Origin of the sequence: Massilia hydrophila (genome assembly GCF_020208145.1) — a bacterium.
Classification (GTDB): Bacteria; Pseudomonadota; Gammaproteobacteria; order Burkholderiales; family Burkholderiaceae_D; genus Telluria; species Telluria hydrophila.
The window spans coordinates 1446229-1469799 of sequence record NZ_JAHYBX010000001.1 but is presented as its reverse complement, the minus strand read 5'-3'; the positions used below and the strand labels follow the sequence as shown (position 1 = coordinate 1469799).

The following is a 23571-nucleotide window of genomic DNA, read 5'->3' as shown; positions in this document are numbered from 1 at the left end:
CGAGACCGGAACGAAGACGCCCCTTGCCCAGGCTTGCAGCGTCAGGCCATCATGCTGGCGATCGTGTTCACCGCCAGCGCCACGCCTTCGGCAATCAGCTTGGCGCCGACGCCTGCCAGAAGCACCAGCAGCACCAGCTGCACCATGCGCAGCGCCAGTTCATGGCCGCGCCAGCGGCGGCCGAAACGCAAGGGACGGTGGAACTGTCCTGCCAGGTGAGATACTGTCGGACGAAGTTTCATGATGGTCTCCCGATCCAAGCATGCCTGGGAACAGCATACTCCCCGATCAGTTGCCCTGCAAATGCGCGCCACTGCCGTGCGCCCTGCCCTGGGCCCGCTCAGGCGTCCCGGCGCATGCGCCCGCGTCGGCCCCGGCGTGCGAAGTCGCGCAGGATTTCTCGCGCCGCGTTGTGGCCGGGTGCGCCGGTGACGCCGCCGCCCGGGTGGGTGCCTGCGCCGCAGGTGTACAGGCCGGCCACCGGCCCGCGGTAGTCGGCGTGGCCGAGCATCGGGCGCGCCGCGAACAGCTGGTCAAGGCCGAGCGCGCCGTGGAAGATGTCGCCGCCCACCAAGCCGAAGGTCCGCTCCAGGTCGAGCGGGCTGAGGATCTGCCGGCCCAGCACCGCGCGCCGGAAGTTCGGCGCGTGCCGGTCCACCGTATCGATCATCAGGTCGGCCACCCGCTCGCGCGCGTCGTCCCAGCTGGCGCCGCCGGGCAGGACGGGCGCCACGTGCTGGCAGAACAGGCTGGCCACGTGCTGGCCGGGCGGGGCCAGGCCGGGGTCCAGGGTGGACGGGATCAGCATTTCGACGATCGGCTCGCGCGCCCAGCCCAGGCTGCGCGCGTCGTGGTAGGCGCGCTCCATGTAGGCCAGGCTGGGGGCGATAATGATGCCGCTGCCGTGGTGCTCGGCGGGCGCCTTGCCGGGCAGGCAGCCAAAGTCCGGCAGTTCCGACAGCGCCACGTTCATGCGGAAGGTGCCGGACCCGCAGCGCCAGGCCTGCATGCGGCGCAGGAAGTCGGGCGGCAGCGCCGCCGGGTCCACCAGCCGGGTGTACAGCAGGCGCGGATTCAGGTTCGAGACCACGGCGCGCGCCGCCAGGCGCTCGCCGCGCGCGGTCACGACGCCGGCGGCGCGTCCGTCGCGCAGCAACACCTCGTCCACCGCGCAGTCGAGCCGGATCTCGACGCCCTGGGCCCGGGCGGCCTTCGCCATCGCCTGCGTGATCGCGCCCATGCCGCCGAGCGCGTGGCCCCAGGCGCCCTTCTTGCCGTTCACCTCGCCGAACACGTGGTGCAGCAGCACGTAGGCCGAACCGGGCGTATACGGGCTGGCGTAGTTGCCCACGACGCTGTCGAAGCCGTAGGCGGCCTTGATCGGATCGCTCTCGAACCAGCTGTCGAGGTGGTCGCCGGCCGATTTGGTGAACAGGTCGAGCAGTTCGCGCTGGGCGGCCAGCGGCAGCCTGGCCATCCGCCTGCCGATGCGGCCGGCCTTGAGCAGCTCGGGCAGGGCCGCGAGCCAGCCGCCCTGCACCCGGTTCGGCGGGGTCTGCAGCACCAGTTCACGCAGCAGGTCGGCGGCGCTGTCCAGGTGGGCGTGGTAGGCGTCGAGGCGGGCGGCGTCGCGCGGCGAGAAGCGCGCCACCTCGGCCGCGGTACGGCCAGGGCCCAGCTTCAGGTAGCGCGATTCGTCCAGCGGCAGGAAGTTGGCGAGCGGACGCTCGACCACGCGCAGTCCGTGGCGCGCCAGGTCCATGTCGTGAATCACTCTGGGATTAAGCAGCGACACCGTGTAGGCGGCCACCGAATTGCGAAAGCCCGGATGGAATTCCTCGGTGACCGCGGCACCGCCGACCACCGGCCGGCGCTCCAGCACGGTCACCTTCAGGCCGGCGCGCGCCAGGTAGAACGCGCAGACCAGGCCGTTATGGCCGCCGCCAATGACGATCGCATCTCGCATCCGCACCTCCGCAGGAGAACACGGCCATTGTGTGCCATCGGAAGCGAAAACGCCAGGCGCCGCGGCCGGCGAGGCTGGGCCACGATGCGGGAATCTGCCACAATGGCGTCCTGTCCCTGTCTTTCCTGACCACGCCATGCATTCCGAACTGACCCGCGATGCGATCGCGACCCTGGTCGCCGACTTCTACGCCGACATCCGCCGCGACGCGCTGCTGCAGCCAGTCTTCGACGCCGCCATCGGCGAGCACTGGGACGAGCACCTCGGGCGCATGGTCGATTTCTGGTGTTCGGTCATGCTCGCCAGCGCCGAGTTCAAGGGCAATGTATACGGCAAGCACATGGCCCTGCAGGGCATCGGGCCGGAACACTTCCGGCGCTGGCTCGGCCTGTTCGAAGCGCATGCGCGGCGCCTGTTCGCGCCCGACACCGCCGAGGCCTTCCTGGCGGCCGCGCGCCGCATCGCGGCCAGCCTGCAGTACGGCTACTTCGGGCGGGTCGAAGTCGCCGGCTGAGCCGTTCCGCGCCGTTCAGCCGCGGGCAGCGGTGGTGGCGCGGGCTGCGCGTGCCTTGTGCAGCTTGCGGTAGCTGTCGATCAGGCGGTGGTGCCGGTCCAGCCCTTCCAGCGCCATGCTGGTGGGGGTCAGGCCATGGAAGCGCACGCTGCCATCCACGGAGCCGAGCACCGCGTCCATGCGCGCATCGCCGAACATGCGGCGCAGGTTGTGCTCGAAGTCGCCGATTTCCAGTTCCTCGTCCAGGGTCACGTGCAGCACCGCGTCGAGCGCCTGGTAGAACAGCTTGCGCTCGACGGTATTGTCGTTGTATTGCAAGAAGGCGCCGACCAGCTCGTGGGCCTCCTCGAAACGCCGCAGCGCCAGGTTGATGAGCAGGCGCAGCTCGAGCACGGTGAGCTGGCCCCAGTCGGTGTTCTCGTCGAACTCGATGCCGATCAGGGTGGCGACGTCGGAATACTCGTCGAGCTCGTTGTTTTCCAGGCGCTCCAGCAGCGCGTCCAGCTTCGCCTCGTCGAGCCGGTGCAGGTTCAGGATGTCTTCGCGGAACAGCAGCGACTTGTTGGTGTTGTCCCAGACCAGGTCCTCGACCGGATAGATCTCCGAGTAGCCCGGCACCAGGATGCGGCAGGCCACCGCGCCCAGTTCGTCGTGCACCGCGATGTAGGTTTCCTTGCCCATGTCGGCCAGGATGCCCAGCAGGGTTGCCGCTTCCTCGGCGTTGGCGTCCTTGCCCTGGGCGGTGAAATCCCATTCGACGAAGTCGTACTCGGCGCGCGCGCTGAAGAAGCGCCATGACACCAGGCCGCTCGAATCGATGAAGTGCTCGACGAAGTTGTAGGGTTCGGTGACGGCTTCGCTGGCGAAGGTCGGCGCCGGCAGGTCGTTCAGGCCTTCGAAGCTGCGCCCCTGCAGCAGCTCGGTCAGGCTGCGCTCGAGCGCGACCTCGAAGCTCGGGTGCGCGCCGAAGGAAGCGAACACGCCGCCGGTGCGCGGGTTCATCAGGGTCACGCACATGACCGGGTATTGCCCGCCCAGCGAGGCATCCTTGACCAGCACCGGGAAGCCCTGCTCTTCCAGGCCCTGGATCCCGGCCAGGATGCGCGGGTATTTGGCCAGCACCTCCTGCGGCACGTCGGGCAGGGCGATCTCGCCTTCCAGGATCTCGCGCTTGACGGCGCGCTCGAAGATCTCGGACAGGCACTGCACCTGGGCTTCGGCCAGCGTGTTCCCGGCGCTCATGCCGTTGCTGGCGTACAGGTTTTCGATCAGGTTGGACGGGAAGTAGACGGTCGCGCCGTCCGACTGGCGCAGGTAGGGCAGCGCGACGATGCCACGCTTGGCATTGCCGGAATTGGTATCGACCAGGTGCGAGGCGCGCAGTTCGCCGTCGGGGTCGTAGATCGGCAGCGTGTGTTCGTCGAGGATGCCGTCGGGGAGCGCGTCGTCCGGGCCCGCCTGGAACCAGCGCTCGTTCGGGTAGTGCACGAAGTCGGCGTCGGCGATGTCCTGGCCCCAGTAGGCGCCGGCATAGAAATGGTTGCAGTTCAGGCGTTCGATGTATTCGCCCAGGGCCGAGGCCAGCGCGCTTTCCTTGGTCGCGCCCTTGCCGTTGGTGAAGCACATCGGCGAATGGGCGTCGCGGATGTGCAGCGACCAGACATTGGGCACGATGTTGCGCCAGGATGCGATCTCGATCTTGATGCCCCAGGATGCCAGCAGGGCCGACATGTTGGCGATGGTCTCTTCGAGCGGCAGGTCCTTGCCGGGGATGCAGGTGCGCACGCCGGCGTCCGGCTGCAGGGTCAGCAGGGCCTGGGCGTCGGCATCCAGGCTGTCGACTTCCTCGATCACGAACTGCGGCCCTTCCTGGACCACCTTCTTCACGGTGCAGCGCTCGATCGAGCGCAGGATGCCCTGCCGGTCCTTGTCGGAGATGTCGGCCGGCAGCTCGACCTGGATCTTGAAGATCTGCTTGTAGCGGTTCTCCGGATCGACGATGTTATTTTGCGACAGGCGGATGTTTTCGGTCGGGATGTCGCGCGTATTGCAGTAGAGCTTGACGAAATAGGCGGCGCACAGGGCCGACGAAGCCAGGAAGTAGTCGAAGGGACCGGGCGCCGAGCCGTCGCCCTTGTAACGGATCGGCTGGTCGGCGATGACCGTGAAGTCGTCGAACTTCGCTTCGAGACGCAGCTTGTCGAGAAAATTGACCTTGATTTCCATGTGGTGATCCTGAGTGAAGCCTGAGGCGGATGGATGAGCGTTGGGTGGGCAGGTCTCCTGCCCACGCGTTCAGATCGCGTGGCGTGGCAGGCTCCGCGGCAAAGCGCCGGGCGAACAGCAGGCGAATACCGTGGCACGATCCAGGGGCGCCATGATACGCGATTCCCCCGTTCGCGGCTTGGAAACCGGCCCGTCCGGGCTCAGTTGAAGCGCCCCGCGGCCCCGCCCACGCTGTAGCGCCCGGCGCCCAGCAGGGCCACGGCCAGCGCCGCGGCGAAGTACATGCCCTGCAGTTCGAGGGCCCAGCCGCCGGTCTCGTTGAGCGTGAAGAACTGGGCGGTATGCGCCAGCAGCACCGCCACCACCATGTTGATGAGAACCACCAGCGCCGCAGGGCGGGTGAACAGGCCCACCAGGATGAGGAGCGGCGCGACCACTTCGCCCACATAGACCCCGTAGCCGAACAGCGCCGGCAGGCCCATCCCCTGCAGCATGCCGGTGATGAAACCGATCCCGCCGGAGAGCTTCGAGATGCCGTGGAACAGCAGCAGGATGGAGAGCGCGGCGCGCAGTACCAGCTTGCCTTCGTCGTCCAGGTTGCGGTGGGTAGGGTTCGTGGTGTGCATGATTGCTCCGGATTGAAGTATTGAAGTGTTGTCTTGACATCATCGCCGCTTGCGCACGGCCTTGGCGCACTGCTGGCTACTGGAAGGCGTAGGCATCCATCGCCAGCACGCCGTGTTCCACGCTCGCATGCAGGCGCGTGGCACGCGCATCCGGACCGGCCGCGCCCAGGGCGACGAACAGCGGCAGCAGGTGTTCGTCGGTGGGATGGTTCTGCACCGCGTGCGGGGCCGCGCGGCGATAGTCAAGGAGCGCCGCCTGGTCGTTCGCCGCCAGGCGCGCCGCCATCCAGTCGCCGAACCCGGCCACCCAGTCGGGCACCGGCGCATCCACGCCCTGCCCGCGATAGGCATGCAGGTTGTGGGTCAGCGAGCCCGACGCCAGCACCAGCACGCCCTCCTCGCGCAGTGCCGCCAGCGCCCGGCCGATGCGCAGGTGGGCGGACGGGTCGCCCCGGTGCAGGATCGAGAGCTGGGTCACCGGCACGTCGGCGTCCGGATACATCAGGCGCAGCGGCACCCAGGCGCCGTGGTCCAGGCCACGCCCGGGGTCGCGCCCCGCGGCCAGGCCCGCCGCCTGCAGCAGCGCCGCCGCCCGCCCGGCCACTTCCGGCGCGCCGGGTGCCGGGTAGTCGATCCGGTACAGGGCGGGCGGGAAGCCGCCGAAATCGTGGATGGTGGCGGGGCGCGTCGCGTAACCGAGGGCCGGCGCCCCGATGGTCTCCCAGTGCGCCGACACGGCCAGCACCGCGCGCGGCCGCGGCAGCGCGGCGCCGAGCCCGGCCAGGAAGCGGCGCGCAGGGCTGTCCTGCAGCGCCAGCATCGGCGAGCCATGGGAAACGAAGAGGGTCGGTAGTCGGGACATGGTGTACTCCTGCTGGGACGCGGCGGGTGCCGCATCGACATCACCATGATATTGACATCAACGCTGAAGATAAACAGGCGAAACGGCGCTACACTGTTTCATCTGCCGGAACAATCTTCCCAATCTGCCCCAGCCAGGGCTTCGGCCAGGAAGTCGATCACGACCCTCAGCTTAGGGGCTAGAAACTTGCGGGAGGGATACACCGCGTGGATGCCCAGTTCTATCGATCGCCAGCCCGGCAGCAACTCGCGCAGGCGCCCCGCGGCCAGGTCGGCGCCCACCATGAAGCTCGGCTGCAGGATGATGCCCTGCCCGGCCAGCGCGGCGACGCGGCAGGTGTCGCCGTTGTTGGCGCGCATGCGCGGCTGGACCCGCACCGTCTGCTCGCCCGCCGGTCCGGTAAAGCTCCACTGTTCGCCGGCCGCGAACAGGCTGTAGGCGATGACTTCGTGCCGTGCCAGGTCGGTCGGCGTGTCCGGTTCGCCGTGCGCCGCCAGGTAGGCCGGCGCCGCGCACAGCACCAGCCGGGTGCTGGCCAGGCGCCGGCTCACCAGCGAGGATGACGGCAGCTGGCCGATGCGCACCGCCAGGTCGTCACCCTCTTCGACCAGGTCGCTCACGCGGTCGGACAGCGTGATGTCGAGTTCCAGCGCCGGATGGCGCGCCAGCAGCGCGGGCCACAGCGGCGCCAGGTGCAGCAATCCGAAGCTTACCGGCACGTTGATCCGCACCAGGCCCGTGGCGGCCGCGCTGCCCGAGGCGGCTTCGGCTTCCGCCTCGTCCAGGCGGTCCAGCAGTTCGCGGCAGCGCGCGTGGAAGATCTCGCCTTCGCTGGTGGCCGACAGGCGCCGTGTGGTGCGCTGCAGCAGGCGCACCCCGAGCCGCTCCTCGAGTTCGTTCACGTGGCGCGACACGGTGGCCTTCGACATCCCGAGCCGCCGCGCCGCCGCGGTGAAGCCGCCGGTGTCGATCACGGCGGCGAACACCCGCATTTCCTGGAACCGGTCCATCATGCGCCGGCCCTCCCTTCCCCCGCCCGCCGCAGCAGCGCCAGCGCGGTGGCCAGGCGGCGTTCCACCGGGCCTTCCAGCAGCGCATGCGGGACGCCGTCGCGCGCCAGGCGCTCCAGGTACCAGCGGTGCTGGCGCGCGCGGAAAGCCGCATCGCGCCGGGTGCCATCCTGTACGAATGGAAAGTCGGGTGCGCAGACGAAGCAGAAGGCGTAGCGGCGCGCGGCCAGCGCCTGCACGGCCGGATCGACCCGGCCGTAGCCATCCTCGCTGTAGAAGGCGGTGGTGAGCGCGCTGCCGTCGCACACCAGCCAGCGGCCGGCGGCACGCGCCAGGCGCTCTTCCTCGTCCACCTGCGCCTCGGCGATGGCGCGCATGTCCTCGTACACCAGCCGGCCGCCCTTCGCTTCCCAGTACAGCCGGCCCATCTCCGGCACCAGGGCGGCGCCAAGCGCACCGGCCAGCGCCACGCCGAGCGTGGTCTTGCCGCTCGACTCGCCGCCCAGGATGCAGATGCGGTCCACGAAGCTGGCGTACACGATGGGGTCGAGCAGGTGCCGGTGGCGCTGCGGATCGGCGCGCACCTGCGTGCCCGACACCGGCACCGCGCGCCGCGCCGGATCGACGCTCACATGCACGACCTGCATCCGGCGCCCGCTCCAGTCCGTGAAATGCGCCGCCAACGCCGCGGCCAGGCCGTCGCCGTAGGCTTCGCTGGTGAACACCGCGTCCACGGTGCAATCGGCCAGCGCCCAGCACAGCCAGGCGGTGAAGGCGCGGTGCGCCGGCTCCGGTGCCTCGTTCGCGGGCAGGGGCATGGGCGGGGCGATGCCGCGCCGCGCGCAGGCCTGCGCCAGCCGGGCATCGTCCAGCACCAGCCGCCGCGCCGTGGGAAACAGGCTGGCCAGCCAGGCCTCGCGCTGCAAGGCGTCGCAGCGCGGAAAGGCCGGTTTCGTGTAGCTCAGCACGAGTACCTCGTCGCAGGCGTCGAGGGCGGCCTGGATCAGGTGCATGTGGCCGCGGTGCAGCGGGCAGAACTTGCCCACGACCAGGCCGAGGCGGTGGGCCTTCATGCGCTGCGGTCTTCGGTGGGCGTGGTCATGGGTCTGCGTGTCCGTCTGTCGATGCGCCAGTATGACAGGCGCCGGGCGCCGGCGCAGCGTGTTGCGGCGCGCCGTCCTGGCATGCGCCCGCCAGGTCCGAACTGTACTGCAGCACCTTGTCCTCGGCCAGGATCGGGCGCACCGCGATTTCCCGCTCCCCGAACATCGGCGCCAGCGCGCCCTGCGCCGCCGCCGCGTACGCCATCGCATCGCGCGCCAGGCCAAGCAGCAGGCTGCCATCGGCCGCCTGGTGCAGCGTGAAATGCGACAGCGGAAGCGGACGCAGGGCGTGGGTGACGTCGATATTGTTCCACCATTGCCCGCGTCCGTAAAAGCGCACCGGGCGCCGCCCGCACAGCCCGGCCAGCACCGGACCCTCGGCGCCCGCCACCAGCGCCGCATGGTCGCCGGTGCGGTAGCGCAGCAGCGGCAGGCAGAAATTGAAGCCGCCGGTGACGGCGATCTCGCCGCGCCCCCCCGGCGCCACCGGGCGTCCGCGCTCGTCCAGGATCTCCACGTAGAGCCTGGGCTGCAGCAGCAGGTGGCCGCCCGCGTCCTCGTCGTGCACCGCCACCGGGCCGACTTCGTTGAGTGAATAGATGTCCAGCACCGGACAGCCGAAGCGGCTCTCCAGCAGCCGGCGCAGGCCGGCGTGCAGGGCCATCGAGACCGACAGGATCGCGCGCGGCGCGTGCCGGCACGGCAGCGCGGCATAGGCGCGCAGCGAGATCGGGTCGCCCGCGATGATTTCCGGCGCCAGCGCGTCGAGGTAGCGCGCGCGGTCGTCCTCGTGGCGCCAGTCGGCCGGGTGCAGGTTGATCTTGGCCAGCCCGGATTCGCCCATGGTGGGCGAGACCGAGACGTAGGTGAAGCAGCGCCGCTGGAAGCCGAGCAGCACCACCCCCACCTGCCCCGCCCCATGGTTCGGCACGATGCCGGCCCGCCGCAGGGCGCGCTTGTGGAAGGCCGCGTAGCGCGCCGCCACCAGCGGATGCGAGGGCACCAGCAAAGGATGGCCGGTGGTGCCGGTGGTCTGGAACGCCAGCAGGCGCCGCGTGTCGACGTGGTCTGGCACGAAACGGGCGACGTCGGCGGCGAGGTCGGCGCGCGCCACCGGCGCCAGCTCGTCCAGCCGGCGCGGCGGCGAGCCGAGCGCGCGATAGAAAGGCACGGTGGCGAAGGCTTTGGCCACGAAGGGCATGACCCAGCCGGGTGGCCGGCCCGGCGTCCAGTCGGGCGGCGTGGCCGCCACTTCCTCCTCGAAGGCGCGCACCAGGGCGATTTCATGGGCCAGCAAGCGGTTGCCGCTGTGGTTGCGGTAGATCGGCGCGTGCGGATGCCGGCGCAGGAACGCGAGCATGCGCCGGCCGGCCGGGCTCAGGGTCGGAAAGCGCGCGCGCCGCTGCGCCGCCGTCTCCGGTGCTGGCCTGACGCCGGCGCCATCCTTCATTCGCGGGTCCATTTGTCCGCCGCCTCCTGGGCCGCCTTGCGCGCCAGCGCCTCGCGCACCGCGCGCGCCCGTTTCTCGGCCGCGCGGCTCGCTTCCAGCAGCCGGCGCCTGGCCGCGCCGCTCACCGCGGCCAGGCGGTCCTCGGCCTGCGCCGCCGCTTCGCCCGCCGGGCGGTATCCCAGCCGGGCCAGCACCACGCGCACCAGCTCCTCGCCATCGGCCGCATCGGCGGCGAAGCGGTGCGCCGCCGTCGCCTGGGCCAGCAGCGGGGTGGCGCTGTCGAACACGGCGCACAGCGCCTCAAGCGGCAACGGCCGCGCCAGGAACCACGCGTCCGCCAGCAGCCAGCAGGTGATCATGGCCAGGGCCAGCCGGTTGCGGCGCGCGCGCGGGTCGAGGCCACCCAGCGCCGCCAGCCAGCGCGCGGGCGCCGCGTGGCCGTGCATGCGCATCAGGTCGTGCACCAGCGCGGACACCGCGACCCCGGCGGCGCTGGTGCACGACCCGATGCGCGGCTCCGCCAGGAACTCGGCCGGCGTCTCGCGCAGGCGGCGCAGCATCGCTTCCAGCGCCGGGCCGGGCTGGTTCACCGCGCGCCTCCCGCGTGCCTGGCGTACAGGCGGTGGCTGAAGGCGTGCGCGAAGGCGACCAGCCCGTCGAGGTCGGGAACGGCGTGGATGTCCCAGCCCTGCTCGCGCCGCGCGCGCCCCAGGATCGCCGCCAGTTCGCCGTACCAGGGGCTGTCCGCCTCGTCCCAGCCGGACGCCAGGTTCAGGGCCATGGTGCCGCCCGCCGCGCCGGCTGCCAGCGCGCGCGCCGCGATCGTCCAGCCGCTCTCGCCGCGCTCGTCCTCGTCGAACATGGTGGTGATGCCGTCGTCGGAAATCATCAGGATGTGGGTCGGTCGCGGCCTGGCGCCCGCGGCATAGGTCGCGCGCAGGCGGTGGATGGGAAAGCAGGTGGCGCCGCCGAAGTAGCCGGTCAGGACCCGCAGCACCTGGTCGGCGTCGCGCGTGAAGCCCGGGGTGGCGAGCACCTCGCGCTTGCCGCTCCACAGCGTGGCCTGTACCGCGGCCCCGCTGCGCAGCGCCGACAGGGCAACGATGGCGCCCGCCAGCGCCATCTGCGAGGTCGCCTGCTGCGGATCGGGCATCGATCCGGAACTGTCCACGTACAGGTCGAGGTCGATCGGCAGCGGCGCCGCCGCGCCGGACGCATCTTCGCCGTGGACCCGGCGCAGCAGGGTCAGGCCGGGTACCGGTTGCGGGCAGTACGCGAGGCTGCGCGCCCAGTCGATGTCCTCGAGCGGGTCGCCCAGGCTCCACGGAGCGTATCCTTCGAACTGCGGCTCGGGCGCCTTCTGCTGCGGGCGCTTCGGGAACGGCACCAGGTAGGGCAAGGCGCGCTCGCGGTAGTAGCGCATCGCGGCTTCGCGCGGCGACAGCGTGCTGCCGCCCAGGCGCAGGATCTCGCCATACTCGAAGGGTTCGCGCGCCTGCCCGCACGCGCTGCCGCCGCCCCGGCCGCCGCCCTGGCCCAGCACGGCGGCCGGGACGGCGTCGCCAGTCACCCGGACGTCCCAGGCCGGATGCAGGGCGTTGCCGGCATCCTCCGCGCTTGCTTCATCGTCCTCGTCTTCTTCCAGCACATGCAGGCCGCCCGGAGCGCAGCCCGCTGCCGCGGTCCGGGTATCCTGCCAGCGCGGGATGCGGGCCAGTCCCTGCTTGCCAGGCAGGTAGGGCAGCACCAGGGCCGCGAAGCGCCGCACGCCCGTCAGCGGCTCGTCGGCGTAGACCCGGATGGTGCGGGCGCCGAGCCAGGCGTCGGCCTCGGCGGCCTCCGCGCAAGCCGCGCCCCCGAGGCTGCGCGGGGCGAGCTGCCACAGCTGCTCGTAGATGCGCAGGTAGAGCGCCCACAGGGCGCCGGCCGCCGCGGACTTGCCGTCGCGCCCCAGCACGCGATAGACCTCGTCCATCCGCAGGCCGCACTGGCGCTGGAGCCGGTCGTTGATGCACAGGTCGGTGTACAGGTTGGCCACCAGCGGCGCGGCCTCGGCCAGGGGCCCGAGCACGCGGCGCACGCGCGCCAGCATGCGCAGGTGCATGCTGGCCGTACCCGGCGCCAGCACATGGTGCCCGATCTCATGGGCCAGGATCTCGACGGCGTAGTCGTCCAGGCCAAGCGCGTGCACCGCCTGCAGGTCGACCACGACGCCCTGGTCGGCCAGCCGGATCATGGCAAAGCTGCCGTGCAGGCCGGCCCACTGGGTCTCCGTCGTGCTGGTATAGATGCGTGGCGGGTGCAGCCGGGTAAACCGGCTCCAGCAGGCAAGCGCGGCGGGCCATTGGGCGTGCCAGCGTTCGAGCAGGGCCTGGGTGGCACCGGGGTCCGGTTCGGTGCGCCGCTTCATGCTGCGCTCCATGCGCGCGCCACCAGCAGGATCGCATGCGAATAGGGAGAAGCGATCGCGATCGTCGTGGCGCCGGCGCAGACCGCGCAGTCCTGCGCCGGGAACGGGGGTGCGACGCGCTGCCAGTCCAGTGCCGCCCTTGCCCCGCCATCGCCGGCGCCATCCGGCGCCGCGTCGAACATCGCGGTGCGCGCCGGCAGCACGATGGCGCCGTGCGCGTCCGCGTGCAAGGCAAAGTCGTGCTCGCCGGAGCGCACCACGAACGACGCTCCGCCCGCGTGCGCGCCGGCCGCACGCAGCAGCGGCGGCGCAGTGAAGGCGCCGCCCAGGCCCGCGAAGGCGCCGACGATGCGTTGCGAGGCAGCCTGTTCGTCCTGTGGCGCGCGCCACCACGGGTCGTCCCGCAGCGCCGCGCGCACCTGGCCCCAGTCGCCGCTCGCTGAGGCCCGTACCGCGGCCAGCGCGAGTGCCGGCGGCAGCGCGTCCAGCGCCGCCAGCGCGCCCTGCCGGAAGTGCGCGGCCCCGGCGCGCCAGGCCAATACCTGGCCCAGCGCGCGCAGCTCGGCCAGCGTCAAGGCGCGGGGCGCCAGGGCCCCCATATCGGCCTGCCAGCGCGCCGTGCTCACGCCGGGCAGCGCCGCGAGGTGCAGCGAGGCATTGCTCAGCATGCCAAGCACCTGGCCGGGAGACTGCGCCACCTGCACGGCGCAACAGGGCGCGAGGCCGGACCAGGCCTGCGCCAGGGCCAGGCCGCGCGGGCCGGCGTCCAGCAGGCGCCGGCCGGTCAGCTCGATGCCGATTTCGACACTGGCGTCGACCACGGCCGCCACGCGCTGCGGCGCCAGCGCGGCCACGGCCGCCACCACCGGGTCGGCCTGCTCCGTCAGGAAACGGCCGAAGGCGTGCTGGTCGAAACCGGGCCAGGCGCGCCGCGCCGCTGCCACCGCGGCATTGCAGTGCTGGCGCCGCGCGGCCAGCGTCTCGGCGAATGCGGCGCACAGCATCTCAGCGTGCCCGCAGCCAGGCCAGGTAGTTGGTGTAGCGCTGGTGCAGGTACTTCAACATCAGCAGGTCGTCGGCCAGGTGGCCATACAGCTTCCTGCCCTTGACCCGCTCGGCCACCAGCTTCTCGATGCGGACGATGCGCGCCGTCGTCTCGCGCTCGTCCAGGCCGTCCAGGCCGCGCGCCAGGGCGGCCGCCATCTCGCCGACCTCGTCGCGCCGGTCCAGGTCCAGGCGTTCGTACTCCGCGCTGGCCAGGTCGAACAGCAGGCGCAGCCAGCTGATCCGGTCGCTGCGCAGGGCCGTGTTGCCGGCTTCGGCGAAAAATGGCGCCTCCAGGTCCGGCTGCAGCTTGTCGCGCAGGACGAAAGGCAGCACCTGGCGCAGGTCCTCGAGTTCCACCTCGGGGTTGCCGCGAAACCAGGCCAGCGCCTTGGCAAACACCAGCAGCGTGCCGAGCTGGCGCACCGAGATCCCGTTCAGGCTCTGGCAGCCCAGGTCCGCCAGGCGGTCGCGCCCGTTGTCTGTGGCGCCCAGTTCGCGCAGGGGCACGCCGGCCAGGCGCGCGGTGTCCTTGCTCAGGTACTCGAACTGGGCGCCGGCCGTCTCGCACAGCTCGAACTGGCTGGCGAAGAATTCCAGGCGCCGGCGCACCGGAACCGGCACCGATACCGCCCGTATCGCCGCCCCCATCGCGTCGATCTCCGCTTCCGAAAGCACCAGTTCGCGCGGCACCAGTTCTTCCGGCCGGATGTCTTCCTCGATGCGCAGCAGCAGCTCGTCCAGGAAGCGCGGATTGAAGGCCAGTGCCTGGACCGTCACGTCGATGCGGTCGCGCAGGGCCTCGATCACCGGATAGGTGCCGCCGCCCTGGTCGTCGTTCGCGGTCAGGTACCAGGCCGACTCCGGGCACTCGAATACCTGGTCCAGCTGCTCGGCGTAGTTGTCTCCCATCAGGGTCAGGAGCGCGCTCTGGGTGCGCGTCGGGATCCGGTTGTATTCGTCCACGATCTTGACCCGCATCGGCAGCCAGGCGCGCCAGGCGATGCGGATCTCGTCCAGGCTGCGGGCGTGGAGCAGGTCGGCCGGCAGCGGATTGCCCAGCAGGTCGGCCACCGTCATCTGCGGGTGGCCATGCTGCATCGCGCGCCTTACCTCGCGCACCGGAATGCCGGCCAATACGCCCATCAGGACCGCGCTGGCGGTCTTGCCGCGCCCGGGTCCGCCGATGAACAGGCACTTGCGGCGCGCCGCGAAGGCCAGCAGCGGCAGCAGCACGAAGCTCGAGTAGCTTTGCGCCGAAGGCAGGGTCAGCGTGCGCCGGGTATCGCCCACCATGTGGCTGCGCGGCGGACCGGCGTGGTACTCGATGTCGTAGTGCGGGCTGATGATCGCGCGGTTGACGATCCAGAAGTAGGCCTGGCGCAGCTTCTCGTCCAGTGCGGGGGGCGCCGCGGCCGCCGCACAATCGCCGGCGACCGGGCCACGGTACAGGTCGGCCACGTCGAAGCCGGAAGGCCTGGCGGCGGCATGGGGCCGGGTCGGCGCCTGCGAGATTTTCTGGAAGGGGTCGTGGTTCATGGCACTCCCGTGACGGTTGTGGTGATGGGGCCGGGCCTGCCCCTCAGGATGCGGCTGCGGCTTCCCAGCCGCGCACCAGGGCGTCCACCTCGGCCGCCGGTACGCGCAGCAATTCGACCACCGGCTCGTCCAGCTGCGCAAAGCATTCCACCCGCTCGGGCGCCGCCTCGGCCAGGGTACGCAGGGCCGGCACCGGTACCTGTTCCGGCGCCATCGCGCAGAAATTGCAGATGGTGACGAACGCGCTGCCGCCCTCGCAGCGGTGCAGGGTGATCTCGGCGAAGGGAGTTTCCTCGTCGCCGCAGGGCCGCAGCAGCGCGGCGAGCTGGCGCGGATCGTGCTCCAGCCGGCGCCGCACGCCGTCGGGGTCGTCGATGAAGCGGAAGTGGACCGGCACTTGGACTTCGCGCGCCCAGGCATTGGCCTGCTCGCAGAAGGGCGCCGCCGCTCGTCTGGCACCGGCCAGCGCGGGCGGCAGCATGAATGCGCACAGCTCGACCAGCCACACCACGACCGTGGCCGCGCCGGCCACGAAGGACGAGGCGCCGGTGGCGCGGCTGCTTGCCGACGCCAGCACCAGGTCGGGCCGCAGGAACCCAGCGCCCGCCGCACCGGCCTCCCGGACTGCCTGCAGCAAGTCAAGGGGTGGCGCGCTCGGCGCTGGCTGGGCGAGCCAGGCCGCCCACTGCAGGTACCAGGCGCAGGCCCCGAGCGCCGCGCCGGCGCGCCACATCCAGCCCGGGTGGCGCACCTTGCCCAGCGCGGCCGCGCAACTGGCCGCCAGCGCGAGCCAGAGCGCCATGCCGAGCGTGCACAGGGGATCGGCGGGCGAAGGCGCGGGCGCGGTGACCCAGGCATACAGCCAGGCAGCGGGCAGGCTTGCCAGCATGGCGGCTGCGAGCGCGTACCAGCCGCTGCGCGGCACCTGGAGCGAAGGGCGGAAATAAGGATGGTTCATCGGTGTCGGTCCGGACCAGCGAAAGAGGAGGAACGCGGGGAGAAACGCCGGATGGCGGCAAGCAAACCGCGCCAGGCAACGCAGGACAGGCCGAGGACGCCCGCCGGCAGCCATACCCAGCGCAGCTCCGAAGCCAGCACCACCAGGCCACGATCGCCGAACATCCGCGCCGGCGCCAGCGGGGCGACTTCGATCGGCCGCAGCGCGAAGAACAGGCGCTCGCTCGACCAGGGAGCCCACAGGGCGATGCCCAGCCCGCCCGTGGTCAGCATGTCCAGCAAGGGATGGGACAGGGTGCAGGCGCCCACGAAGCAGGCGGCCGGCAAGGCACGAGCGCCCAGGCGCCGCGCCAGCAGCGCCGCAAGCAGGCCGAGCGCCAGCGCGAACGCCAGCGAATGGCTCAATCCGCGATGCCCCGCAAGCGCCGCGTAGGGCACACCCAGCCAGTAGCCGGCAGCGTCGGCATCCGGCAGCATCGCGGCCACCATCCCGCACAGCAGCAGCCGGGGCGGCACCCGCCGGGCGCCGCGGCCCACGCCAGGCACAAGGGCGAGCGCCACCGGGACTACCGCATGGGTCAGCACGGTCGGCATGGGTCAAGCCTGCCGGCGCCGGTGCAAGCGGAGCATGGCCCTAATCGCGCGGCAGGTTCAGGAACGGAACCGTACCGCCTGCGATGGTACCGGGCAGCTTGCCGTCCCATTTGTCGATCGCGCGCGCCTGGTTCTCGGTTTCGCGCAGGCGCAGCAGCTCCGGCGTCACCTGCTGGCGCTGCAGGGCCAGCGCATCCGCCTCGGCCTTGGCCGAGGCCAGCTTCTGCTGGGCCTCGACCTGGATCCGCGCCAGGTCGCGCTCGGCCTTCAGCTTTTCCTGTTCGGCGGTGGCCTTGGCCTCGATCGCGCGGTTGAAGCCTTCGCTGAAATCGAGGTCCATGATGCTCATCTCGTCCACCTGGATGCCGTGCCGTCCCAGGCGCGCCCGCAACTGTTCGACGATGTCGTTGCGCAGCGCGTTGCGCTGGCCGACCAGCTGCTCGGCGGTATACGCGGCGGCGCTGGCCTTGACCGCCTCGTGTACCGCCGGCAGCACGATGCGCTCGCCCGGTGCGTTGGCCAGGTCGCGGAACACGTACAGGGATTTCGATGGCAGCACGTGATAGTTCAGCGACACCTTCATGGTCACGGTCTGCAGGTCGGCCGACGCGGCCGTGCCTTCGCCGTTGTTCTCCTGGATCGAGACATCGACCAGGTGCACGCGCTGCAGCATCGGCCACTTCCAGTGGATGCCCTCCTCCAGTACCGCCTCGCCCGGACGGCCCATGGTGGTCATGATGCCGCGGTGTCCGGGCGGCACGATGCCATACGGAGCAACGATCCACAGCAGGACCAGCACCAGGAGCAGGAACGCGAGGCGGCGCAGGCCAACGAAGGTGAGTGAAGGGTTCAACTTGGACATTCTTTCCTCGCATAAAGAGTGTGAACGCCACCCTAGCAAACCGTCTGCGCCAATTTGTTGAGGTAAATCTATTGCCTGTGATTAATTAACCAGAAAATGCGTATCGAACCGCCGCCGATGCGCGGCCCACCCTTCGTGACGACCACCATGCTTCCTGCCCTTCTGATCCCCCTTGCCGCAGCCGCTCTCATGGCCCTGCCCGCGCCGGCCGCCGCCGCCGATGCCACCACCAGTACCTGCTACGGAAACCCGGCCCATGGCCGGATCGAAGGGGCCGTTGCGCTGCCAGCGCAAGGGAACAACTTCGAGCCCTACGCCCAACGGGGCGTGGAACTGGGCCGCACCTGGGTCCACGCCAGCGTGCGCGACATCGTGCTGGACGCTTACCGCGCCCTGGAAACAGGGCAACCCGACATCACCTTCGTGTATGGCGAAACAGGGCTGCAAACGGGTGGACCGATGCCCCCGCACCGTACCCACCAGGCCGGGGTCTCGGTCGACTTCATGGTGCCGGTGCGCGGCGCGGACGGACGCCCGGCCACCCTGCCGCGCTCGGCCGCCCAGCGCTTCGGCTACGGCCTCGAGTTCGACAGCAGCGGGCGTTGGCAAGGCTACCGGATCGACTTCGCCGCGCTCGCCGACCACCTGCGGCTGCTCGACCACTACGCGCGGGCGCGCGGCGCGCGCATCGGCCGGGTCATCCTCGATCCGCCCTTCGTGCGCAAGCTGCACGGCACGCCGGCCTGGCCCTGGATCGCAGCCCTGCCCTTCATGAAGGCCAGGCCGTGGATCCGGCACGACGAGCACTACCACGTCGATTTCGTCCTGCCATGCGCGCCCCTGCGCTGAGCGGCTTCAAGCCTGCCGCGTCCTGAATGGATTGCGCGCGGGCGGCTCCTCGTGCTCGATGCCCTGCAGCAGGTGCTTGATCGCCTTGTTCAGGACCGGCTGGCGGTGGCGCACCATGACCCCGAAGGCCTGCGGCCTGGCGCCCAGCGCCGCCTTGGGTTCGAGCGCGGTGCGGCCGAACGAGATGCGTTTGCAGCCCATGCCGATGGCGTCGGCGATCCCGGCGTGCAGCAGCCGCAGGTACAGGGGAAGCGTCGCGGCCGCATCGCGGTCGAAGCCGATGTGATACGCATAGGCGGTCTCGCCGTCCGCCACCGACACCAGGAAGCCCAGCAGGCACTCGCCCTGCCGGATCACGGTACAGCGGAAGGCCTGGCCGGCGACCCGTTCCAGCCAGGGAAAATAGTGGGGCGCCAGTTCGAATGGGCGGAATGCCGCCCTGGCCTGGACCGCCTTGTAGAGTTCCCAGAGGCGCTCCTGGTGCGGCCCCAGGCCGCTCAAGGACTCGACCGTGCAGCCGGCCGCATCGATCTTCCCGAACACCGCGTTGCGCACGGCGCCGCGGTATTTCGAGGCCAGGCTGGCAAGGTAGTCCGCGTGGCAGCGCCAGGCCGGGTCGAGTTCCAGCACCATGTTCGGCTCGGTCTCCACGTAGCGGTAGCTCAGCTTCTTCAGGCTGGCCGCATGCGCGGTGAAAGGCGCGTGCAGGTCCTTGATCATGATGAAATGGGTCTTGCCGGCCAGTTGCTCCGCCTGGCGCACGCGGTACAGCACTTCGGCCAGCCCGTGCCACCCGAGCGCGGGGTCGGTGCCGGGCGCGAATGCAACCCCGTGCTGGCCAAAGCTCAGCAGGTTGCCGCAGGTGAGCACGCGCTGGGTGCTGGCCTGGGCCAGCTTGTCCAGCGCGCCCCGCGCTTGCACGGCCACCTGGGCGCCTTCGGGCGGCCAGGCCTGCGCCAGGCCGATCTCCGCGATCTGCATGTACACGGCGGCCAGCGGCACCCGCTGCGTCCCCTCGCCCTGGTAGACCAGGGCATAGCGCGGGCTGAGGTTCGCCGGCAGCGCGTCTTCCAGCGCTTCCAGGTAGGCGGCCGACAGGAAGAAGCCGGCGCCATCGGCCAACCCCTGCCAGGCCTGGCGGTCCAGCATCGCAATGGAATCGGCGATGGCGTAGCACAGTCCGGCCGGGCCGCGCAGGCGCTTGCGCTCCTGCAAATGGTCGCTGCAGGAGACGCCGAAGGCTTTCAGTTTTTCGGGCAGGCGCATGGACAGGTCCTCCGGGCGCGCCGCATCAGGCGATCTGGACGCCATGCTGGCCGGCCAGCGCGGCCAGTCCGCCGCTGTAGCCCTGCCCGACCGCCTTGAACTTCCATTCGCCGCCGTGACGATAGAGTTCGGCGAAGATCATCGCGGTTTCGGTCGAATAGTCTTCCGACAGGTCGAAGCGCACGACTTCCACATGGCTGTCCAGGTTCACGATGCGCACGAACGCATCCTGCACCATGCCGAAGTTCTGGCGCCGCATCTCGGCATCGTGGATCGTCACCGCGATCACCAGCCGGGCGATCTCGGGCGGCACCTCGGCCAGGCGGATCTTCAGCGCCTCGTCGTCGCCGTCGCCCTCGCCCGTCTTGTTGTCGCCTGTGTGCTCGACGGCGCCGCAGGTCGAGCGCAACTGGTTGTAGAAGATGAAGTCGTGGTCGCCCCTGACCTTGCCGTCCTCGCGCACCATGAACAGACTTGCATCCAGGTCGAATGGCGTGCCGTCGGAACAGCGTGCGCCCCAGCCCAGCCCCACCAGCGCTTCGCGCAGGCTCGGGTCCATTTTCGACAGGCTCAGGTTGCCGCCTTTTTGTAAACTGATCGCCATGATTCCTCCATTATGATTTAAATCAAATCGCCAATTTTCCGCCATGCGATTCGGAATTGCGTTTATGCAGAACCGAAGCCCATAGCGAGGCCAGGATAAATGCCACACCCGTCAAGCCGGTCACGATTTCCGGAACGTGGTATTTCAAACTGGCCAGCATAATCAGCGCCAGCGCGCCGATCGCATAATGCGCACCGTGTTCCAGGAACACGAATTCCTCCAGCGTGCCCTGCCGCACCAGGTATACCGTCAGCGAGCGCACGAACATCGCCCCGATCGCCAGGCCGAGCATGATAATCACCACATCCTTGGTCATCGCGAATGCGCCGATCACGCCGTCGAAAGAAAACGAGGCATCCAGCACTTCGAGATAAATGAATCCGCCGATGCCGCCCTGTTTCACGATCCGGCCGGCATCCGCCCTGCTTTCCTCTTCCTTTTCGAGCAGGCTGCCGAGCGCGTCGACGCCGACGTAGGTCAGCACACCCCAGACGCCGGCGCTCAGCACGGCCAGCTTCTGGCCACCGGCCAGGCTGGCGCAGGCCAGCACGGCGCCCAGCGACAGCAGCACTGGCAGTGCGGCGATCCTGCCGAAGCTGCCCAGCTTGCGCTCGACGTGACCCAGCCAATGCACTTCCTTGTCCTCGTCGAACAGGAAATTGAGGAAGACCAGCAGCAGGAACACACCGCCGAAGACGGCCACCTGCGCATGGTGGCTGGTCAGGTGCGCAGCGTAGCGGTCGGGCTCGCGCAGCGCCATGGTCCAGACGTCGCCAATGCCCAGGTCGGCCGTGGCGGCGGCGATCACCAGCGGGAACAGCAGGCGCATGCCGAATACCGCGACCAGGATGCCCAGCCCCAGGAACAGGCGCTGCCAGAACAGGTTCCATCCCTTCAGCACCGAAGCGTTCACGACCGCGTTGTCGAAGGACAGCGAGACCTCCATGATGCCCAGCATCAGGGCCAGTCCGACAGCGGAAAAGAGCGCCGCGCTGCCACCGTGGCGATAACCCCAGGCTCCCGCCAGGGCCAGGCAGAGCGCGGTCACCAGAAATGACATTATGAAGTGTTTCATATTCGCCGAATGGAAATGGAAAGGAAAATATAAAAAGAGAGTTAAATGAAAATCGCTCTATATTGATAAAGAACAAAAAACTTTTTGTTATATATCCAAGAACCCTTGCATTTAAAAACCCAGTGCTATTTCCTAATTTCAATCTCGTCGGTAATATACATTAAGCGTTTCAGATAGCAAACTTTGCCTGGAAAGAAATAGGCTTTTCTATCAGGCGGTTGCGAATTCACCACTCGGCCCACCCGAATTGGAAAGAAATGCGAAAACCACCAATCAGGAAGGAGTGCGAATATGGCGGTAAGCTTAGGCAAAGGACAGGGTATTTCCCTGCGCAAGGCCGATAACAACCTGTCGCGGATCACCATCGGCCTCGGCTGGGACGTCGCGGAACCGAAGCGCGGCCTGCTCGGCTCGCTATTCGGGGCGAAGCCCGAAGACTACGACCTCGATGCGATTGCGCTCCTGCTTGGTCCCGACGACAAGCTCCCCGGGCGCGAGGACGTCGTGTTCTACAACGCCCAGCACCATCCCAGCGGCGCCCTGTGGCTGACCGGCGACAACCGCACCGGCGCGGGCGATGGCGACGACGAGCAGATCATCGTCAAGCTCGACCAGCTGCCGCCGAAGTACACGCGCATCCTGTTCCTGGTGGCGATCTACGAAGGCCGGGCGAAGCGCCAGGACTTTTCCAAGGTCGCGAACGCCTTCATCCGGGCGGTGGACGCGGACAACAAGGAAATGTGCCGCTTCAACATCAGCGGCGACGCCGGCATGGCCGAGCACTGCTCGCTGACCTTCGCCGAGGTCGTGCGCGCCGATGGCGGCTGGAAGTTCAACGCGATCGGCACACCGCACCCCTCGGACCGCTTCGTCGACGTCATGCGTCCCTACCTGGCATGAGCGGGCGCCGCTTGCCGGTCTACCTGGCACTCGACACCTCGGGCTCGATGCGCGGGGAGCCGATCCAGGCGGTCAACGTCGGCCTCCAGGCGCTGCTGGCATCGCTGCGCCAGAATCCGTTTGCGCTGGAAAGCGCCAGCCTGTGCATCGTCACCTTCGATGCCGAAGTCAGGCAGGTACTGCCGCTGACGCCGGTGGAGCAGCTCGTGCTGCCCGAGATCGTCTGTCCGGACTCCGGGCCGACTTTCCTCGGCGCCGCCCTGCACGCGATCTGCGACATGGTCGAACGCGACATCCGCAAGTCATGCGCCGAGCACAAGGGCGACTGGCGTCCGCTGCTGTTCGTGATGACCGACGGCAAGCCATCCGACACCTACGACTACCAGCAGGCGGTGCTGCGCGTCGGGCAGGCTGACTTCGCCACCGTGGTCGCCTGCGCCGCCGGACCGAAGAGCGACCCGGCGCCGCTCCGGCTGCTGACCGATCGCGTGCTCAGCCTGGATACGCTCGACAGCAGCGGCTTCTCCAGCTTCTTCCAGTGGGTCAGCTCGGCGGTCGGCGCCGGCAGCGCCAGCGTCGGCACGTCGGGCCCGCGCGAGCTCCCGCCGCCCCCGCCGGAAGTCCAGGTGGTCCTGTAGGCACACAAGAGGAGGAAAGGATGCGCCGCTTACCGATTTTCATGTTGCTGGACGTCTCGGAGTCGATGGCCGGCGACAACCTGCGCCAATTGCAGCAGGGGCTGGAGCGCCTGGTGGCCGGCTTGCGCACCGATCCCCATGCGCTCGAGACGGTCCACCTGTCGGCCATCGTATTCGCCGGCAAGGCCCGTACCCTGTGCCCGCTGACCGAACTGGCCCAGTTCTATCCTCCCCGCCTGCCACTCGGCTCGGGCACCTCGCTGGGACGCGGCATGCAGCACCTGATGGACGAGCTGGACCGCACGGTCCTGCCCAACACGCCGCAACGCAAGGGCGACTGGCGCCCGGTGATCTACCTCATGACCGATGGCAAACCCACCGACGATGTCGAGCCGGCCATCCAGCGCTGGCATGCCCGCTATGCCAACCGCGCCAGCCTGGTGGCGATTGCGGTCGGCAAGTTCGGCGCTGTCGACGTGCTGCGCCGCTTCACCGACACCGTGCTGAGCCTCGATGCCCGGAGCGAGCAGGATTTCAAGCGTTTCGTCGACTGGGTCACGATGTCGGTGGTGGCGCAAAGCCGCAGCGTCACCGAGTCGGGTACCGGGCCCAGCCTGGCCAGGCTGGATACATCGATCCTGAAGAAGATCGGCGACATCGAAGGCAGCCTGGCCGTCGACGAAGACCTGGTGGTGCTGAGCGCGCGTTGCCAGACCAACCGCCTGCCCTACCTGATGCGCTACGAGCGGATCCGGACCGGGATCGACAAGGTCGGCATGGCGCTCGACCTGTACCAGCTGAACGGCGTGTTCGCACTGGAGCAGGACTATGCCGAGCTGTCCGACGAACGCGCCATGGCCCGCACCGTCAGCACCGACGCGCTGCTTGGCGCGCCGGGCTGCCCCACTGCGGCAATCCGATCGGCTTCGCGATGTGCAGTTGCGGCACCCTGATGTGCATCCGGGGCAGCGGCCCCGCGACCTGCCCGGGCTGCGCGCGCGATTGCTATTTCAGCGAATGCGATGGAGAAGGCTTCGATGTCGCACGTTCGCGCGGATAGCGCGGCCGGCGCCGGC

General features: G+C 69.5%; 22 protein-coding genes and 1 pseudogene. 5 read left to right on the top strand and 18 right to left on the bottom strand.

Going from position 1 to position 23571, the window contains the following annotated elements; translation table 11 throughout:
* Window positions 1-41: 41 nt before the first annotated feature.
* Together LE190_RS06695 and LE190_RS06690 are read right to left on the bottom strand one after the other, a co-directional pair.
* A complete protein-coding gene (locus LE190_RS06695; protein WP_225237950.1) occupies window positions 42-242 on the bottom strand; it encodes a hypothetical protein in 201 nt (66 codons plus the stop codon).
* 98 nt (window positions 243-340) lie between these two features.
* Window positions 341-1966 carry a phytoene desaturase family protein gene (locus LE190_RS06690; RefSeq protein ID WP_225237949.1) on the bottom strand — a complete coding sequence of 542 codons (1626 nt, stop codon included), beginning with the start codon at window positions 1964-1966 and terminating at the stop codon, window positions 341-343.
* 136 nt (window positions 1967-2102) lie between these two features.
* Here LE190_RS06690 and LE190_RS06685 point away from each other — a divergent pair, with 136 nt between their 5' ends.
* Window positions 2103-2480 carry a group III truncated hemoglobin gene (locus LE190_RS06685; protein WP_225237948.1) on the top strand — a complete coding sequence of 126 codons (378 nt, stop codon included), beginning with the start codon at window positions 2103-2105 and terminating at the stop codon, window positions 2478-2480.
* A 15-nt stretch (window positions 2481-2495) separates the two neighbouring features.
* Here the strand turns inward: LE190_RS06685 and LE190_RS06680 are convergent, their stop codons facing one another.
* The 13 genes from LE190_RS06680 to LE190_RS06620 form a co-directional block, all read right to left on the bottom strand.
* Window positions 2496-4706, bottom strand: a complete 2211-nt coding sequence (locus tag LE190_RS06680) for an OsmC domain/YcaO domain-containing protein (RefSeq protein WP_225237947.1) — start codon at window positions 4704-4706, stop codon at window positions 2496-2498.
* A 200-nt stretch (window positions 4707-4906) separates the two neighbouring features.
* Window positions 4907-5332, bottom strand: coding sequence for a DoxX family protein (locus LE190_RS06675; RefSeq protein ID WP_225237946.1), 426 nt, complete (start codon window positions 5330-5332; stop codon window positions 4907-4909).
* A gap of 76 nt (window positions 5333-5408) precedes the next feature.
* The gene (locus LE190_RS06670) at window positions 5409-6194 is read right to left on the bottom strand and encodes a dioxygenase family protein (RefSeq protein ID WP_225237945.1); all 786 of its coding nucleotides are present in this window, start codon (window positions 6192-6194) and stop codon (window positions 5409-5411) included.
* 98 nt (window positions 6195-6292) lie between these two features.
* A complete protein-coding gene (locus LE190_RS06665) occupies window positions 6293-7207 on the bottom strand; it encodes a LysR family transcriptional regulator (protein ID WP_307734682.1) in 915 nt (304 codons plus the stop codon).
* Entirely contained in the window at window positions 7204-8277 is a 1074-nt protein-coding gene (locus LE190_RS06660) for an AAA family ATPase (RefSeq protein ID WP_225237944.1), read from the bottom strand. The genes LE190_RS06665 and LE190_RS06660 overlap by 4 nt, the downstream gene beginning before the upstream one ends.
* Window positions 8278-8302: 25 nt before the next feature.
* Window positions 8303-9769: a phenylacetate--CoA ligase family protein gene (locus tag LE190_RS06655; protein ID WP_225237943.1), complete on the bottom strand. Its 1467-nt coding sequence runs from the start codon at window positions 9767-9769 to the stop codon at window positions 8303-8305.
* Window positions 9754-10347, bottom strand: a complete 594-nt coding sequence (locus LE190_RS06650; protein WP_225237942.1) for a hypothetical protein — start codon at window positions 10345-10347, stop codon at window positions 9754-9756. Before LE190_RS06650 ends, LE190_RS06655 begins: the two co-directional genes overlap by 16 nt.
* Complete coding sequence (locus tag LE190_RS06645) at window positions 10344-12167, bottom strand: VWA domain-containing protein (protein WP_225237941.1); 1824 nt, start codon at window positions 12165-12167, stop codon at window positions 10344-10346. Before LE190_RS06645 ends, LE190_RS06650 begins: the two co-directional genes overlap by 4 nt.
* Window positions 12164-13171, bottom strand: a complete 1008-nt coding sequence (locus LE190_RS06640) for a hypothetical protein (RefSeq protein ID WP_225237940.1) — start codon at window positions 13169-13171, stop codon at window positions 12164-12166. Before LE190_RS06640 ends, LE190_RS06645 begins: the two co-directional genes overlap by 4 nt.
* Before the next feature lies 1 nt (window position 13172).
* Window positions 13173-14750: a MoxR family ATPase gene (locus LE190_RS06635; protein WP_225237939.1), complete on the bottom strand. Its 1578-nt coding sequence runs from the start codon at window positions 14748-14750 to the stop codon at window positions 13173-13175.
* Between the two features lie 43 nt (window positions 14751-14793).
* Window positions 14794-15708 carry a hypothetical protein gene (locus tag LE190_RS06630; protein ID WP_225237938.1) on the bottom strand — a complete coding sequence of 305 codons (915 nt, stop codon included), beginning with the start codon at window positions 15706-15708 and terminating at the stop codon, window positions 14794-14796.
* Window positions 15705-16301 (bottom strand): metal-dependent hydrolase, encoded by a 597-nt coding sequence (locus LE190_RS06625; protein WP_225237937.1) that lies wholly within the window; start codon window positions 16299-16301, stop codon window positions 15705-15707. The genes LE190_RS06630 and LE190_RS06625 overlap by 4 nt, the downstream gene beginning before the upstream one ends.
* 40 nt (window positions 16302-16341) lie before the next feature.
* Window positions 16342-17163: a prohibitin family protein gene (locus LE190_RS06620; RefSeq protein WP_225237936.1), complete on the bottom strand. Its 822-nt coding sequence runs from the start codon at window positions 17161-17163 to the stop codon at window positions 16342-16344.
* Between the two features lie 147 nt (window positions 17164-17310).
* Here LE190_RS06620 and LE190_RS06615 point away from each other — a divergent pair, with 147 nt between their 5' ends.
* Window positions 17311-18012, top strand: coding sequence for a penicillin-insensitive murein endopeptidase (locus tag LE190_RS06615; protein ID WP_225237935.1), 702 nt, complete (start codon window positions 17311-17313; stop codon window positions 18010-18012).
* Window positions 18013-18018: 6 nt separating this feature from the next.
* Here the strand turns inward: LE190_RS06615 and LE190_RS06610 are convergent, their stop codons facing one another.
* Genes LE190_RS06610 through LE190_RS06600 form a run of 3 tightly spaced genes read right to left on the bottom strand, consistent with a single transcriptional unit; the run spans window position 18019 to window position 20957 of the window.
* Complete coding sequence (locus tag LE190_RS06610; RefSeq protein WP_225237934.1) at window positions 18019-19278, bottom strand: GNAT family N-acetyltransferase; 1260 nt, start codon at window positions 19276-19278, stop codon at window positions 18019-18021.
* A gap of 25 nt (window positions 19279-19303) precedes the next feature.
* Window positions 19304-19882: a TerD family protein gene (locus LE190_RS06605; RefSeq protein ID WP_225237933.1), complete on the bottom strand. Its 579-nt coding sequence runs from the start codon at window positions 19880-19882 to the stop codon at window positions 19304-19306.
* A gap of 22 nt (window positions 19883-19904) precedes the next feature.
* A complete protein-coding gene (locus tag LE190_RS06600; RefSeq protein ID WP_225237932.1) occupies window positions 19905-20957 on the bottom strand; it encodes a DUF475 domain-containing protein in 1053 nt (350 codons plus the stop codon).
* Window positions 20958-21248: 291 nt separating this feature from the next.
* Here LE190_RS06600 and LE190_RS06595 point away from each other — a divergent pair, with 291 nt between their 5' ends.
* From LE190_RS06595 to LE190_RS06585, 3 genes and pseudogenes are all read left to right on the top strand, one after another.
* Window positions 21249-21857: a TerD family protein gene (locus LE190_RS06595; protein WP_225237931.1), complete on the top strand. Its 609-nt coding sequence runs from the start codon at window positions 21249-21251 to the stop codon at window positions 21855-21857.
* Window positions 21854-22495, top strand: a complete 642-nt coding sequence (locus tag LE190_RS06590; RefSeq protein ID WP_225237930.1) for a vWA domain-containing protein — start codon at window positions 21854-21856, stop codon at window positions 22493-22495. Before LE190_RS06595 ends, LE190_RS06590 begins: the two co-directional genes overlap by 4 nt.
* A 20-nt stretch (window positions 22496-22515) precedes the next feature.
* Window positions 22516-23555: pseudogene (locus LE190_RS06585) on the top strand (TerY-C metal binding domain-containing protein).
* Window positions 23556-23571: the final 16 nt, after the last annotated feature.